The organism is Ruegeria sp. YTSC325 (genome assembly GCF_059609525.1).
In genome coordinates this window covers 23,709-37,944 of the sequence record NZ_JBXWLY010000003.1, presented here as the reverse complement: position 1 = coordinate 37,944, position 14,236 = coordinate 23,709, and the positions used below count along the sequence as shown (strand labels likewise).

The window sequence follows — 14,236 nt, the reverse complement described above, 5'->3', positions numbered from 1 at the left end:
AAAAACTGGCGCTTTACCTCAGCCCGCGCCACGGTAATCGGATCATGAGCGCAATCGACACACTCCCCCCCCTGCGCGAGGTCATCGCGGCGTACCAACTTTCGGCCCGCAAGTCGTTGGGGCAGAACTTCCTGCTGGATCTCAACCTGACGGCAAAAATCGCGCGGCAGGCCGGTGATCTCAGCGCCTGTGACGTTCTCGAAATCGGCCCCGGCCCCGGCGGTTTGACCCGTGGGCTTTTATCAGAGGGCGCGCGCAAGGTTGTGGCAGTTGAAAAAGACACGCGCTGTATCGCAGCTTTGAACGAGATTGCTGCCGCCTACCCCGGTCGACTGGAAATCATCAATGGTGATGCGCTGGAAATCGACCCCATGGCGCATCTCACCCCGCCGATTCGAGTTGCAGCCAACTTGCCGTACAACGTCGGTACCGAACTGCTGGTCCGCTGGCTGACCCCTCCGGAGTGGCCGCCATTCTGGCAAAGCCTGACTCTGATGTTTCAGCGCGAAGTGGCCGAGCGTATTGTTGCCCGACCCGGCAGCAAGGCGTATGGCCGATTGGCCATCCTGGCGCAATGGCGGGCGGATGCGCGTATCGCCATGTCTTTACCGCCTGGGGCTTTCACCCCGCCGCCGAAAGTATCAAGCGCCGTTGTCCATCTGACCGCCTTGCCCGAACCTCGGCATCCCGCGGATGCTGCAACCCTGTCGCGTGTCGTCGCAGCCGCATTCAACCAACGCCGCAAGATGCTGCGCGCTTCCTTGAAAGGGGTCGCTTCCGATATCGAAGACCGCCTATTGGCCGCCGGTATTCAACCAACCGAGCGGGCAGAACAGGTCCCGCTAGAAGCCTTCTGCGCACTGGCGCGCCAAATCCGCGCGGGCTGAAAACAAAAAAGCCCCGGTCACTTGACCAGGGCTTTCCATTCCATATTCAACGTGGCCTACTCGGCCGCCTCAGGTGCATCACCCTTGTCGGCAGTAGCCTCTTCAGCGGCAGGTGCTGGTTTGGGCTTGCGGGCACGCGGTTTGCGGGCAGGCTTTTCTTTCTTTTCGGGAACATCAGACCCCTTGGCCTCGGGCGTTTCCACCAAACCGGATTCCGGGGCCGCTTCGGCGTTGAAATCCATGACGTCTGGTTGCGGTGCTTCGGCCGGATCGGCCTGGCGGGCCGCTTCACGTTCCTGACGCTCCGCGCGTTCTCGGTCACGTTCGGCCTGCCGTTCGCGGTTCTGGCGTTCCTGTTCTTCCCGACGTGCCTCCATTTCACGCTGCGCTTCGCTCAGCAAACGCAGGTAATGTTCGGCGTGTTGCTGAAAGTTCTCAGCAGCCACACGGTCGTTGGACAGCTGCGCGTCGCGGGCAAGCTGGTTGTACTTGTCAATGATCTGCTGGGGCGTGCCGCGCACTTTGCCTTCCGGCCCCGAGCTGTCAAAAACCCGGTTTACAACGTTGCCGCCAGAAGGACGATTGCGGTTATTCTTGGCCCGCGAGCGGGATTTGGAAGATCTCATCTACTTTCGTCAGCCTTGTCATTCACTGTCGATCACGTCGCATCTTGCATTGCTCAAAGGCTTTAGCCGGAACGCGATGTCGACTTTTTTGGGCTTGGCGTCAGGGGTGCGCTGCAATAGCGTCAACCTCTCCGACTAATCCTGAGTAAACATGTCCTGCGCGTTCAGACAAGGGCTTTATCCCAAAATTCGCAGCTTTTTTACATCAATCGGCGCTTTTCAGCCTCAGTATGTGCCGTCACCCAGGCATTCTGGCCAAGACAACACGGTCACGGCCATCCAAATCAGGAATAATCCGCGTCTCTGCCAGCCCAGCCGCCTGAAATAGCGCGGCAACCGCGTGACCTTGCGTCGGGCCGATTTCCACCAGCACCCGACCGCTGGGGACCAGATAATCCGGGACATCGGCAGCAATGCGACGATAGGCTCCTAACCCGTCCCCTTCATCCGTCAGCGCCATACGAGGCTCGTGCTCGCGGACTTCCGGTGACAAGTCATTCATTTCTGACAGCGAAACGTAGGGCGGATTTGAGACGATAAGGTCAAATTGCCCCTCTATGCTCTCAAACCAATCTGATTGCTGTATCTCGGCTCGGGCTTGGACCTGATGTTGAACCGCATTGGCGCTCGCCTGCAGGCAGGCGGCCTCGCTTAGATCAACACCAACACCCGAAGCACTTGCGCGTTCGGCCAACAGCGTGATCAGAATACAGCCCGAACCCGTTCCAAGATCCAACAGATGATCAAACGGTGCGCTCAACGCGGCCTCGATCAGAATCTCGGTTTCAGGGCGCGGATCCAGAACATCACGACTTACGCGAAACCTGCGGCCATAAAACTCACGTTCGCCTAAAAGGTGCGACACCGGAACGCGAATGGCGCGCAGCGAAATAAGCTGATCATAGCGTTCAGCGATCTCGTGCGACAGTTCTTCCGGCGCAATCAGGGTGACCCGGCTGGCTTCGATTCGGGCAGCGTGGGCCAGCAGGACGCGCGCATCACGTGCCGGATCATCGACCCCTGCAGCCCGCAGGCGAGACGTGGCTGCCACCATCGCCTGAGCCGCTGTTTGCAGACCGTTCATAGGGCCATCTCGGCCAGCAGGCGCGCCTGATCATCGGCGGTCAGCGCGTCGATCACCTCATCCAGATCGCCCTGCATCACCTGATCCAACTTATACAAGGTCAGGTTGATGCGGTGATCGGTCATACGGCCCTGCGGGAAATTATACGTCCTGATTCGCTCGGAACGATCACCCGAACCGACCTGACTGGCGCGATCTGCCGAACGTTCGCTGTCGATCCTCTGCCTTTCCAGGTCATAGAGACGCGTTTTCAGAACCTGCATCGCAATCTCTCGGTTGCGGTGCTGCGATTTCTCGGAACTGGTCACAACCAGCCTTGTCGGCAAGTGAGTGATCCGCACTGCCGAGTCGGTGGTGTTCACGTGCTGTCCCCCCGCGCCCGAGCTGCGCATTGTGTCGATCCGAATGTCATTCGCGTCGATCTGAATATCGACATCTTCGGCCTCGGGCAAAACTGCGACCGTCGCAGCCGATGTATGAATCCGCCCACCGCTTTCGGTTTCGGGCACGCGCTGCACCCGGTGGACGCCGGATTCGTATTTCATGCGGGCAAAGACATTGTCACCCTTGATATGGGCCACGACTTCCTTGACCCCACCGAGGTCCGAAGCCTGCTCCTCGATAATCTCGAACCGCCAGCCACGCGCCTCAGCGTAGCGCTGATACATGCGCAGTAGATCACCGGCGAACAAGGCGGCTTCATCCCCGCCAGTGCCGGGGCGGATTTCCAACATCGCGGGGCGCGCGTCTGCAGCATCCTTAGGCAAAAGCGCCAGTTGCAGCGCATGTTCGGCCTGTGGGATACGGGCTTGTAGATCGGGGATTTCCTCTTCGGCCAGCTCCTTCATGTCGGGATCAGCCAGCATCGCCTGAGCCTCAGTCAGATCGGCGTGCAGTTGCCGCCAAGCCATGATCTGGTCGACCACAGGCTTGAGGTCGGAATATTCTTTGGCCAGAGCAGCAATATCCCCGCCCGAGGCACCATCTGACATGGCCGCTTCGAGATACTGGAATCGCTGGGTTATCTGCTCAAGGCGTTCTTCGGGGATCATCCCGGCGGTGTCCCCTAATCTGCGGCTTTGGTCAAGGGCCGAGCTTGTGCTAAGCTACCCGTCATGAAGGGGTTGATTTTGATTTTGTCGCTGTTTGCGGTGCCTGCCATGGCGGATTACGTCGGGCCGGACGGAAAGGTGCGCGACTGCTATTGCACGGACAAGTCAGGCGCGCGCGTGGATCTGGGCCAGATGATCTGCCTTCAAGTCGATGGCCGCATGTTCATGGCGCAGTGCCAGATGTCACTAAACGTCCCGATGTGGCGCGAGGTCTCGGAAGGGTGTTTGTCCTCAGAGCTGGAGCGCAGCAAGCCACCCATCAACACGGTCTCGGTTTACCCCAAAATCTGAACGTCCAAAGCGCAGGCGGGCATGGATACGCAGAACGTCGCCGTCCTGCTGAACCGTGGTGTAGTCGGGAAAGCCGATTACTTGGGTACGGGTGACATAGGTGATCATTCCATCTTCGACAGATCCGGCAAGAACGGTCGTGCGGGGTGTGGCTTGTGCTATCACGTCCAGTTTTGCGAGGCCGTCTGGCCCAGTTTCGACCACACGGATGACCCCACCCTGCATGTCCTCATCCGTAGCACCAGCAACCGCCACATGCCAGCGCGCAGGGTCCGAGGGTGCAAGTCGGATGTAGAACCCAAGTGCGATCACCGCCCCCACGATCAGCCAAAGAACCATCTTCATCATTTATCCCTTTGCTTTGAGGGCAAACTAACGGCACGCGCCCCCTCTGCAAGGTTTGACACCCCGTACCGTCACGTCACTCCGGGTAAAATGCACAACATTTCAAACAGCAGGTTGGCAGCGGTCAGCGCCGTGTTCCCCGTAGGATCATAGGGCGGAGACACCTCGACCAGATCGCACCCTGCCACATTCATCCCTCGCAAAGCCTGAATCAGCTGCAACGCTTGTGGGGTGGTCAGACCGGCAATCTCGGGTGTGCCGGTGCCGGGGGCAAAGGATGGGTCGAGACTGTCGATATCGAAGGAAACGTAAACCGGATGCTCTCCTATTTCCTTTCGGATTTGTGCGCCGATCACGGTCAGATTCTGTTGCCACAGTTCCCACGCAGGGAACTGCTTGAACCCCCAGCCCTTGGCCTCGGTGAAGTCCGACGCGGAATAGCCCGAGCCTCGGATACCGATCTGAAAGGTTTTGTCGGGGACGATCAGTCCTTCTTCATAGGCGCGGCGGAAGACGGTGCCGTGAGTTTCCTTTTCACCAAACATCTCATCGTTCACGTCAGCATGGGCGTCCACATGGACCAGCGCCACCGGCCCGTGTTTGGCGGCAATCGCGCGCAGGATCGGCAATGTGATCGAGTGATCGCCTCCCATCGCAACTGGTGTCACGTTTTGCGCCAGAATCGCGTCATAGCTTTCGCGTATTATTTTCAAACTGTCGGACAACGAAAACGTGTTGATTGCCAGATCGCCGATATCCGCAATCTGAAGGCTGTCGAAGGGCGCGGCAAAACTGGCCATGTTGTTGGGCCGTATCATCGCGCTTTCGGCGCGGATCTGTTTCGGACCAAACCGCGTGCCCGACCGCCATGAGGTGCCGATATCCATCGGGATGCCCAGCACGGCCACATCCAGCCCGGCCAACGAGTCTGCCTGCGGCAGGCGCATGAACGTGTTCGGACCCGAAAACCGCGCCAGATCATTGCCGCTGATGGGTTGGTTAAACTGTGTCATGCCCGTATCTCTCCCGTCCGACCTTTTGGTTAAGGTGATACCGGAAAGATGGCTAACCAATGGTTAAGGCATGAGCTTGTTCCACCCCAAAAGGCAAATAATCTGCGTCGCCACGTGGGCCCCGGCAATCGCCGTCGCGCCCGATGTGTCATAGGGCGGAGAGACCTCGACCACATCACCGCCCTTGATGTTGATCCCGGCAATGTCACGCAGGATGATCTGCGCTTGGATCGAACTCAGCCCACCCCAGACGGGCGTCCCGGTGCCCGGCGCAAAGGCCGGGTCCAACCCGTCGATGTCAAAACTCAGATAAACGGGGCTGTCGCCCAGAATGCCTTTGATCTTTTGCGCAACAGCGGCAGGGCCGGACTCGTATACCTCGCGCGCGTCGATGATGTTGACGCCCAGAGTGTCCTCGTTCGTGGTGCGGATACCCACCTGAACCGAGCGTTTCGGGTCCACGATCCCCGATTTCACCGCCTTGTAGAACATCGTGCCGTGGTCCACGCGGGTCATGTCGTCATCGGCCCAGGTATCGGTATGCGCATCGAATTGCAGCAGCGACATCGGCCCGTATTTCTCGGCATAGGCTTTCAGGATCGGAAAGCTGATATAGTGATCCCCGCCCAAAGTGACCGAGGCCACATCGGCATTCAGAATGGTACGGATATGATCCGTCAGCGTGTCGGGAAAGGCCGGGATATTGGCATAGTCATAGGCCATATCTCCATAATCCACGATGGCCAGCTCGCTGAGCGCATCAAAGGGCCAACCATAGGGCGCGTCTGGCGACTGCAGCGCGCTCGCCTCACGCATGGCGCGCGGACCCAGCCTTGTGCCGGGGCGGTTGGTAACGGCCTGATCGAACGGCACGCCCGTCACGGCGATATCCACGCCCTTCAGATCTTTCGTATAGAGCCGCCGCAGGAATGAGGTTGCCCCGCCAAACGTATTCTCGAACGACAGCCCCTTGAGATCGGGGTTGGTGAATGCTTCATCCACCTGAGTTTTTGCGTCTTCCAGTCCCATGTCTTTTCCTTGTCAGCCCAGCGGCTGTGCCTTTTCGACGATCCGCGCAAAGAACGAAGCCCCCACAGGCGCGATTTCGTCGTTGAAGTTGTATTTAGGATGGTGCAGCCCGGCGCCCTCGCCCTGCCCCAGGTTCAGATACGCGCCGGGGCGCGCGTTCAGCATGTACGAGAAATCCTCGGCCCCCATGTTGCGGGTCATGTTTTCGACCACCAGCCCTTCGCCCGAGATTTCGCGGGCCACCTCAGCAGCAAATCCGGCCTTGCCTGCATCATTGATGGTGGCGGGATAGTTGACCTCGTAATCCAGCTCGGCCTCAACCCCGTATGAGGCCGCCTGCCCGGCAACGATCTGCGCCATGCGTTCCATCACCATCTTTTGCACCTCCGGGTCAAAGGTGCGCACGGTGCCGTTGATATAGGCAGTATCTGGGATCACGTTGTTGACAGACCCGGTATGAATTTGGGTGACCGAAACCACCAGATCGTCCAGCGCGTAATGGTTGCGGCTGACGATGGTCTGCAGTGCTTGAGCGATGCCACAGGCGGCCATCACCGGATCGCGGGTTTCGTGGGGCATGGCACCATGACCGCCCACGCCCTGAATGTGAACGTGAAACGTATCAACCGCGGCCATGATCGGCCCAGGCGTGGTGTAAAAAGCGCCTTCGGGCAGGTTCGGAGCATTGTGCAGCGCATAGACCTGCGCGATGTCGAACCGGTCCATGATGCCTTCCTGCACCATTATATCCGCGCCGCCGCCCTCTTCTTCGGCAGGTTGAAAGATCAACGCCGCGCGGCCCGCGAAGTTTCGCGTCTCGGCCAGATAACGGGCTGCTCCCAGCAGCATCGTAGTATGCCCATCATGACCGCAGGCATGCATCTTACCGGGGTGTTTCGAGGCATAGTCCACGCCCGTTTCTTCCGGGATCGGCAGCGCATCCATGTCGGCGCGCAATCCGATCGTCGCCCCCTCGGCCTGCCCATTGATGATTGCGACGATACCGGTTGTAGCGATGCCCTCATGTATTTCATCTACACCAAACTCACGCAGCCGGTCGGCGACAAAAGCTGCCGTCTGGTGGCACTGAAACTCTAATTCGGGGATCGAATGCAGGTGCTGCCGCCATGCGGTCATGTCGGCGGCAAAATCGGCAATTCGGTTGACGACGGGCATCTGGGGTGGACTCCTGATCAGGACTGCGGAATGGATGCATCTGACACCGGAACGAAAGGGTTCGCAATGGCCGAAAATCCTCTGATCCACGATAGCGACGCTGGCATGGAACGTCTGCTGGAAATCATGCGTCGCCTGCGCGACCCGCAAACCGGCTGCCCGTGGGACATCGAACAGGATTTCGCCACCATCGCCCCCTACACGATCGAAGAAGCCTATGAGGTCGCCGACGCCATCGAACGCGAGGCTTATGACGAGCTGAAGGGAGAGTTAGGCGACCTGCTGTTCCAATCGGTTTTTCACGCGCAAATGGCTGAAGAAGCGGGACATTTCACCTTTCAGGACGTGGTCCGCACCATGTCGGACAAGATGGTCGCGCGTCATCCGCATGTGTTCGGTGACGAATCCCGTGACAAGTCGGCTGAACAACAGACTCTGGATTGGGAGACGATCAAAGCCGCTGAACGTGCAGGAAAGGAACTGAAAGGCGCACTGGACGGTGTGGCCGCCAACCTGCCTGCCCTGTTGCGCGCCCATAAGCTACAAAAACGCGCCGCGCGCGTGGGGTTTGACTGGCCCGATGCCAGCCATGTGTTGGCCAAGATCACCGAAGAAGCCGCCGAGTTGGAAGAGGCCCGCGACAGCATGGATGCCGACGCGCTCGAAGATGAATTCGGCGATCTGCTGTTCGTGATCGTCAATCTGGGCCGTCATCTGGGGATCGAGCCTGAGGCCGCTCTGCGCCGCACCAACGCCAAGTTCACCCGCCGCTTTGAACAGGTCGAATCCCGCCTGGCCGAACGCGGTAAAACACCCAGCCAAAGCGATTTGGCCGAGATGGACGCCCTATGGGACGAGGTGAAAACCGAGGAGCATCGCGCCAATGGCAAACTCCCGCCGGTAGATGTGCCCACCGGGGCCTGAAACCGCTGGACAAGTGCTGTGACACTTGCGAGTGTCCGCGCTTCTAGCCCCTCGGAGACCCCCATGCCGCGCAAAATCATAATCGACACCGACCCCGGTCAGGACGACGCCGTCGCCATCCTGTTGGCGCTGGCCAGCCCGGATGAGATCGACGTGCTGGGCATCACCGCTGTCGCCGGAAACGTGCCACTTGAGCTGACCGCCAAGAACGCGCGCATCGTCTGCGAACTGGCCGGCCACACGGACGTGCCGGTTTTTGCAGGTTGTGATCGGCCACTGAACCGCCCCCTGGTTACGGCAGAACATGTGCACGGCAAAACCGGCCTGGACGGTCCCATTCTGCCCGATCCGCAAATGCCGCTGGCCCAAGGGCACGCGGTTGATTTCATCATCGACACCCTGCGCGCGCAGGAACCGGGCACGGTGACACTGTGCCCGCTGGGCCCCCTCACCAATATCGCGACGGCTTTCACCAAGGCCCCTGATATCGTCGACCGCATACAGGAAATCATCCTGATGGGCGGCGCCTATTTCGAGGTCGGCAACATCACTCCGGCGGCGGAATTCAATATCTATGTCGATCCAGAAGCCGCTGATATCGTGTTCAAATCCGGCGCGCCCATCGTCGTTATGCCACTGGACGTGACCCATGACGCGCTGGTCACGCCACACCGCAACGACGCCTTCCGCGCGCTGGACAGCAAGGTCGGACACGCAGTGGCCGAGATGACTGATTTCTTCGAACGGTTCGACAAGGAAAAATACGGATCGGAGGGCGCACCCCTGCACGATCCCTGCGTCACCGCCTATCTGATCCGCCCCGAACTGTTCTCGGGTCGCCTTATCAATGTCGAGATCGAAACCCAATCGGAGCTGACACTGGGGATGACCGTAGCCGATTGGTGGCGCGTCACAGATCGCCCTGCAAACGCCATGTTCATGGGTGACGTCGACGCGCAGGGGTTCTTTGACCTGCTCACCGAAAGGCTGGCAAGACTATGAGCGCAGCATTAAAACTCGCCCGCCCCGAGGATTTGGACAGGTTGATCGGCCTCGTCTCGGCATTCCACGCCGAAGCTGGCATCGACCAAGATACCGATCACAGGCGCGCAGCACTGGCACCGCTGCTTGAGGGCATTCCACATGGCTGCGTCTACCTGATTGGCCCTGCCCGTGCGCCGCTTGGCTACGTCATACTGACCTTCGGCTGGTCAATCGAGTTCGGCGGCATGGATGCCTTCATCGACGAGATTTACATCCGCCCCGCAGTGCGCGGGCGCGGCATCGCCACAGAGGTCCTGTTAGATTTGCCGAAAGCCTTGGCCGGAGCCGGGCTAACCGCTTTGCATCTTGAGGTCGACCGCACCAATGAAACCGCGCAGAAATTGTATATGCGCACTGGCTTCAAACCGCGCGATCGGTATGTTTTGATGAGCAAAAAGCTCTGATAGCAATTGTTTGTTCAGCCCCCCGGAGAACGCGCCTTAGCGCATTTCACCGCTGTACATATAGGTGGGGGAATCCATGTTCTTCACGGGGTCGGAAGTCGAGACCGACTGACCTGAAATTGGGTACACTCCGGGCGCCGAACAGGCCGCCATGAAAACAGTACCGATCAACGAAACCGCGAGAAGGAATTTCGAACCTGACATGGTATTCTCCTTTTCTGTAGTTCCTCCAAGATACTTGGCGGCGGGGTCTCGCTAATAGGTAAAAGTTCACACATAATTGGAGTTATGGCCTCAATCTTATGCCAAGGGATTAGAATCGAAGCACAATTTTTCTAGAAATAATTGAAGATTCTTTACCTAGCGTCACCTGACTGCAATTTTGAGGCGAACAAGAACGGCCCGGCAGCGTACTTCGGGGGTGCGACTAAAGGCACACAGCTCTCTAGTTGCCACAGGATTCGGGTTTCAAAATGAAAAACCCGGCCTTCCTTGAAAGACCGGGTCAGATTTATCTGTTTCACGCTGATCAGCGCTTCAGGATCGACGCCCCGGCGTAATCGGCCACTTCACCCAGTGACTCTTCGATGCGGATCAGCTGGTTATACTTGGCCAAACGGTCCGAGCGCGCGAGGCTGCCGGTTTTGATCTGGCCACAGTTCGTCGCTACGGCCAGATCGGCAATGGTCGCGTCCTCAGTCTCGCCCGAGCGGTGGGACATCACGTTGGTGTAGCGCGCACGGTGCGCCATATCGACGGCGCGCAACGTTTCGGTCAGCGAGCCGATCTGGTTCACCTTAACCAGCATCGAGTTGGCGCAGCCGCGATCAATGCCTTCGGCCAGACGTTCGGGGTTGGTCACGAACAGGTCGTCACCCACCAGTTGCACCTCGTTGCCGATGGCGTCGGTCAGGGCTTTCCAACCGTCCCAGTCATCCTCGGACATGCCGTCTTCGATCGAGATGATCGGGTAGTCATTGACCAGCGCTGCCAAATAGGCCGCGTTTTCCTCGGACGTCAGTGTGATCCCCTCGCCCGCCAGCACGTACTTGCCGTCTTTGTAGTATTCCGTGGCGGCGCAATCCAACGCCAGATGGATTTCTTCACCCGGCTTGTAGCCCGCCTTTTCGATGGACTTCAGGATGAAATCCAGCGCCTCGCGGGTCGAGGCGATGTTCGGCGCAAAGCCGCCCTCATCGCCGACACCGGTGGCCAGTCCGGCTGAGGACAGTTCTTTTTTCAGTGTGTGGAACACTTCGGACCCCATGCGCACCGCCTCGCGGATATTGCTGGCCGAGGTCGGCATGATCATGAATTCCTGAATGTCGATCGGGTTATCCGCATGCTCGCCACCATTGATGATGTTCATCATCGGCACCGGCAGAACGCGGGCAGAGGTGCCGCCAACATAGCGGTACAGAGGCTGGGTGGTAAAATCCGCCGCCGCCTTGGCTGTGGCCAGCGACACGCCCAAAATGGCATTTGCGCCCAGACGGCCCTTGTTCTCGGTCCCGTCCAGTTCGATCATCGCCTGGTCGATGGCAACCTGTTCAGTAGCGTCAAAACCCACCAGTTCCTCGGCGATCTCGCCGTTCACGGCAGCAACCGCTTCCAGCACGCCCTTGCCCATATAGCGCGCCTTATCACCGTCGCGCTTTTCCACCGCCTCATAGGCCCCTGTGGACGCGCCCGAGGGCACAGCCGCCCGGCCCATGGTTCCGTCTTCCAGGATCACGTCCACCTCGACCGTCGGGTTGCCCCGGCTGTCCAGAATTTCGCGTGCGTGGATGTCGATAATCGTGCTCATGAGGCCCGTCCCTGTGGCTGCAATAAGTTGCACGCCTCATAGCATCACGAGGCAAAAAGTAAACCACGCATGTTATCGCTAACATGATTCACGGCAGGTGTTTGCGCAAACCTGCGACGATCCGTCAGGCCACAGCGGCCATATCCCGCGCCAAACGACGTTCCCGCAGGAAAGTGTAAAGGCCCGAGCCAAGGATGAGTGAGGCCCCTGCAATCGTCATCAGGTCCGGTCGCTCTCCAAACATAATCATGCCCGCGGCAATCGAAAAAACCAATCGCGTGTAGCGGAACGGAGTCAGCGCCGACGCATCGCCCACTCGCATAGCGGTGACGATGCCATAGTAGCCGATGACACTGAAGATGACGGCCCCGATCAGTGGCGCCATCTGCGCAAAACCAAGTGGGACAAGCGGTTGCGTCTGAACTACCATAAGCACCAGCCCACCCAAAATCGCCGCGATATAAGCCTGCAGAGCCACAACCGACGACGCAATGTCGGCATCCAATCGACGCGTGATCAGATCCCTCGCGGCAATGCAAACAACGCTAATAACGACTAACAGGGTCTCAGGCTGAAACCCTTCAAGCCCCGGTCGGATGATCATCAATACCCCGACGAAACCAACGCCTACCGCGCTCCACCTGCGCCAGCCGACCTGTTCCCCCAGAAACAGCGCCGCCCCGACAGTCACGGCCAGCGGCATGGCCTGAAATACCGCAGCCACCGTGGACAAATCGACTAGAGCCAGCGCGGTCACGAAAGCAATCGCGCCTATCCCTTCGCTGCCTGCGCGGATCAGCGGCAAAGGGCGCCATGCGACCCTGTCAAAGATCCGTTTGCGTGTGCCGACTGCCATAATGGCAAAGAGCAATCCACAGACCGCGCCCAAAAGAATCATGATCTGACCGGTCGGAACTGACACCGACAGGTGCTTGATGAACATATCCTCAAGCGCAAAGGCCGCCATTGCGCCGACGACCAATAGAATGCCGTTTACGTTATTCATGATCCGTTCCGTCAGAAAAGCGCTGCCCGCCCCTTCACAGAAATCGCAAGCCCATCACTCAGGCAAGAGATATCCACGCGAGAAACATGAATTCGCGTGCGATCACCGTTCGGGATTCGTGATGAATCAGTCTTGTTCCAGCGGAACGCCGTACAGCTCCAGCCGGTGGCCTTTCAGCTTATACCCCAGCTTGGCAGCAATCTTTTCCTGCAGCGCTTCAATCTCGGGGTCTACGAATTCAATGACCTGACCTGTTTGCATGTCGATCAGGTGGTCATGGTGATCCCGTTCAGCATCCTCATACCGCGCGCGACCGTCGCCAAATTCCAGACGCTCAAGAATCCCTGCCTCTTCGAACAGTTTTACAGTGCGATAGACCGTGGCGATGGAGATCCCCGCATCGACCTTTGAGGCGCGGGCATACAGTTCTTCGACATCCGGATGATCTTCGCTTTGTTGCAGCACCTGTGCAATTGTACGACGCTGACCTGTCATGCGCAGGCCCTTGGCTTCGCAACGGGCGATGATCGTATCGGACATGAGTGACCCTCGGGGATATATTCGGTTCTCTGTCTTAGTACGTCTGCGCACTCTGCGCCACCGGGGATTTGTATCTTAGGCCAAGCGCCGCAGATCAGCCCAGATGGGCAAGTGATCCGATGCAATATGCGCAGGCCGCGCATCGTGGACACCATGCACCACCGCCTCAAGCCCTGCACCAAGTGCGATCCGGTCCAGTGCACCCAGCGGCTGTGCGGCGGGAAAGCTGGGGACCGGAGGCAGGAAACGCATATCCGGCGCCAGATGGTCCAGTACCGGCTGGCGCGACCATTCATTGAAGTCACCAGCCCAAACCGTAGGCATATCGTGCAGGTCTTCGTCACATCGGCGGATATGAGTAATTTGCTGTCGGCGCGAAGCCGGCAATAGACCCAGATGCATCCCCATGACTCGCAAAGGGCCGATGGGGGTGTCAAATTCGACTCTGACCGCACCTCGCGGTTCAAGCCCCGGCAGATCGTGATGGCCTGTCTGACGCACCTCAATCGCACCGCCTTTCCAGATCACGGCGTTGCCATGCCAGCCCAGACTACCCGCCCCTCCAAGATCGACAATCTCCCAACCGGCCTCGTCCAACATGAAGTGCGGCAGGGCTGCCGGGCGCGGCGGCAGGCGTTTGTCGGCCTCTTGCAGAACAACGATATCCGCCTTCATGCTATCGATAACCTGCATGATACGCTGCGGCTGTCGGCGGAAATCCAAACCGACACATTTCTGGATATTGTAGCTGGCAATACGCAGTGTGGGTAAAGAGGTCATAGCGTTCGGGGCTGATTATCAGCCCCAACAGTGCCACGCCCTGCGCCCAGCGCAACATGAAATTTCCAAGAGTTAGGCACAGAACAACTTTCAAAGGATAATTTCGCCACAAAGTGCGTTAAACAAGCGCAAATCGCGTGTGCAAACTGTTCTGCGCAGCTAGAGTGC

The 14,236-nt window shown here is 58.8% G+C and carries 17 protein-coding genes; 5 read left to right on the top strand and 12 right to left on the bottom strand.

The genetic code is table 11. The features are described from left to right. Nucleotides 1-44 precede the first annotated feature (44 nt). Nucleotides 45-887 carry a 16S rRNA (adenine(1518)-N(6)/adenine(1519)-N(6))-dimethyltransferase RsmA gene (gene rsmA, locus AC2FF7_RS05385; RefSeq protein WP_170752754.1) on the top strand — a complete coding sequence of 281 codons (843 nt, stop codon included), beginning with the start codon at nucleotides 45-47 and terminating at the stop codon, nucleotides 885-887. Nucleotides 888-943: 56 nt separating this feature from the next. On the opposite strand, the gene AC2FF7_RS05380 is transcribed toward rsmA, so the two are convergent. The 3 genes from AC2FF7_RS05380 to prfA form a co-directional block, all read right to left on the bottom strand. Next, the gene (locus tag AC2FF7_RS05380) at nucleotides 944-1,513 is read right to left on the bottom strand and encodes a DUF4167 domain-containing protein (RefSeq protein WP_170354398.1); all 570 of its coding nucleotides are present in this window, start codon (nucleotides 1,511-1,513) and stop codon (nucleotides 944-946) included. Between the two features lie 238 nt (nucleotides 1,514-1,751). Continuing rightward, nucleotides 1,752-2,597 (bottom strand): peptide chain release factor N(5)-glutamine methyltransferase, encoded by an 846-nt coding sequence (gene prmC / locus AC2FF7_RS05375; protein ID WP_480865698.1) that lies wholly within the window; start codon nucleotides 2,595-2,597, stop codon nucleotides 1,752-1,754. Continuing rightward, nucleotides 2,594-3,649, bottom strand: coding sequence for a peptide chain release factor 1 (gene prfA / locus AC2FF7_RS05370; protein ID WP_496905324.1), 1,056 nt, complete (start codon nucleotides 3,647-3,649; stop codon nucleotides 2,594-2,596). The genes prmC and prfA overlap by 4 nt, the downstream gene beginning before the upstream one ends. Before the next feature lie 63 nt (nucleotides 3,650-3,712). On the opposite strand from prfA, the gene AC2FF7_RS05365 reads away from it, so the two are divergent. Continuing rightward, nucleotides 3,713-4,000 carry a hypothetical protein gene (locus tag AC2FF7_RS05365; RefSeq protein ID WP_480865700.1) on the top strand — a complete coding sequence of 96 codons (288 nt, stop codon included), beginning with the start codon at nucleotides 3,713-3,715 and terminating at the stop codon, nucleotides 3,998-4,000. Here the strand turns inward: AC2FF7_RS05365 and AC2FF7_RS05360 are convergent. The 4 genes from AC2FF7_RS05360 to AC2FF7_RS05345 all read right to left on the bottom strand — a co-directional run bounded on the left by AC2FF7_RS05360 (nucleotide 3,941) and on the right by AC2FF7_RS05345 (nucleotide 7,563). Further along, complete coding sequence (locus AC2FF7_RS05360; RefSeq protein ID WP_480865701.1) at nucleotides 3,941-4,345, bottom strand: DUF1499 domain-containing protein; 405 nt, start codon at nucleotides 4,343-4,345, stop codon at nucleotides 3,941-3,943. The two genes, AC2FF7_RS05365 and AC2FF7_RS05360, sit on opposite strands and share 60 nt — an antisense overlap. A 71-nt stretch (nucleotides 4,346-4,416) precedes the next feature. Beyond that, entirely contained in the window at nucleotides 4,417-5,358 is a 942-nt protein-coding gene (gene speB / locus AC2FF7_RS05355) for an agmatinase (protein ID WP_496905323.1), read from the bottom strand. 63 nt (nucleotides 5,359-5,421) lie between these two features. Continuing rightward, nucleotides 5,422-6,387: an agmatinase gene (speB, locus tag AC2FF7_RS05350; RefSeq protein ID WP_170752744.1), complete on the bottom strand. Its 966-nt coding sequence runs from the start codon at nucleotides 6,385-6,387 to the stop codon at nucleotides 5,422-5,424. 12 nt (nucleotides 6,388-6,399) lie between these two features. Then, the gene (locus AC2FF7_RS05345) at nucleotides 6,400-7,563 is read right to left on the bottom strand and encodes a M20 aminoacylase family protein (RefSeq protein ID WP_480865703.1); all 1,164 of its coding nucleotides are present in this window, start codon (nucleotides 7,561-7,563) and stop codon (nucleotides 6,400-6,402) included. A gap of 66 nt (nucleotides 7,564-7,629) precedes the next feature. Here AC2FF7_RS05345 and mazG point away from each other — a divergent pair, with 66 nt between their 5' ends. From mazG to AC2FF7_RS05330, 3 genes are all read left to right on the top strand, one after another. Continuing rightward, entirely contained in the window at nucleotides 7,630-8,487 is an 858-nt protein-coding gene (gene mazG, locus AC2FF7_RS05340; RefSeq protein WP_170354436.1) for a nucleoside triphosphate pyrophosphohydrolase, read from the top strand. A 63-nt stretch (nucleotides 8,488-8,550) separates the two neighbouring features. Beyond that, the gene (locus AC2FF7_RS05335) at nucleotides 8,551-9,489 is read left to right on the top strand and encodes a nucleoside hydrolase (RefSeq protein WP_496905322.1); all 939 of its coding nucleotides are present in this window, start codon (nucleotides 8,551-8,553) and stop codon (nucleotides 9,487-9,489) included. Further along, the gene (locus AC2FF7_RS05330; RefSeq protein ID WP_480865705.1) at nucleotides 9,486-9,935 is read left to right on the top strand and encodes a GNAT family N-acetyltransferase; all 450 of its coding nucleotides are present in this window, start codon (nucleotides 9,486-9,488) and stop codon (nucleotides 9,933-9,935) included. Before AC2FF7_RS05335 ends, AC2FF7_RS05330 begins: the two co-directional genes overlap by 4 nt. A 36-nt stretch (nucleotides 9,936-9,971) precedes the next feature. On the opposite strand, the gene AC2FF7_RS05325 is transcribed toward AC2FF7_RS05330, so the two are convergent. The 5 genes from AC2FF7_RS05325 to AC2FF7_RS05305 all read right to left on the bottom strand — a co-directional run bounded on the left by AC2FF7_RS05325 (nucleotide 9,972) and on the right by AC2FF7_RS05305 (nucleotide 14,068). Next, on the bottom strand, nucleotides 9,972-10,139 hold the full coding sequence (locus AC2FF7_RS05325) for a hypothetical protein (RefSeq protein ID WP_170354408.1): 168 nt from the start codon (nucleotides 10,137-10,139) through the stop codon (nucleotides 9,972-9,974). A 325-nt stretch (nucleotides 10,140-10,464) separates the two neighbouring features. After that, on the bottom strand, nucleotides 10,465-11,742 hold the full coding sequence (gene eno / locus AC2FF7_RS05320) for a phosphopyruvate hydratase (protein ID WP_480865706.1): 1,278 nt from the start codon (nucleotides 11,740-11,742) through the stop codon (nucleotides 10,465-10,467). Nucleotides 11,743-11,866: 124 nt separating this feature from the next. Beyond that, nucleotides 11,867-12,748 carry a DMT family transporter gene (locus tag AC2FF7_RS05315; RefSeq protein WP_170752733.1) on the bottom strand — a complete coding sequence of 294 codons (882 nt, stop codon included), beginning with the start codon at nucleotides 12,746-12,748 and terminating at the stop codon, nucleotides 11,867-11,869. 126 nt (nucleotides 12,749-12,874) lie between these two features. Next, nucleotides 12,875-13,288 (bottom strand): Fur family transcriptional regulator, encoded by a 414-nt coding sequence (locus AC2FF7_RS05310; RefSeq protein ID WP_170752731.1) that lies wholly within the window; start codon nucleotides 13,286-13,288, stop codon nucleotides 12,875-12,877. A 75-nt stretch (nucleotides 13,289-13,363) separates the two neighbouring features. After that, on the bottom strand, nucleotides 13,364-14,068 hold the full coding sequence (locus AC2FF7_RS05305; RefSeq protein WP_480865708.1) for an endonuclease/exonuclease/phosphatase family protein: 705 nt from the start codon (nucleotides 14,066-14,068) through the stop codon (nucleotides 13,364-13,366). Nucleotides 14,069-14,236: the final 168 nt, after the last annotated feature.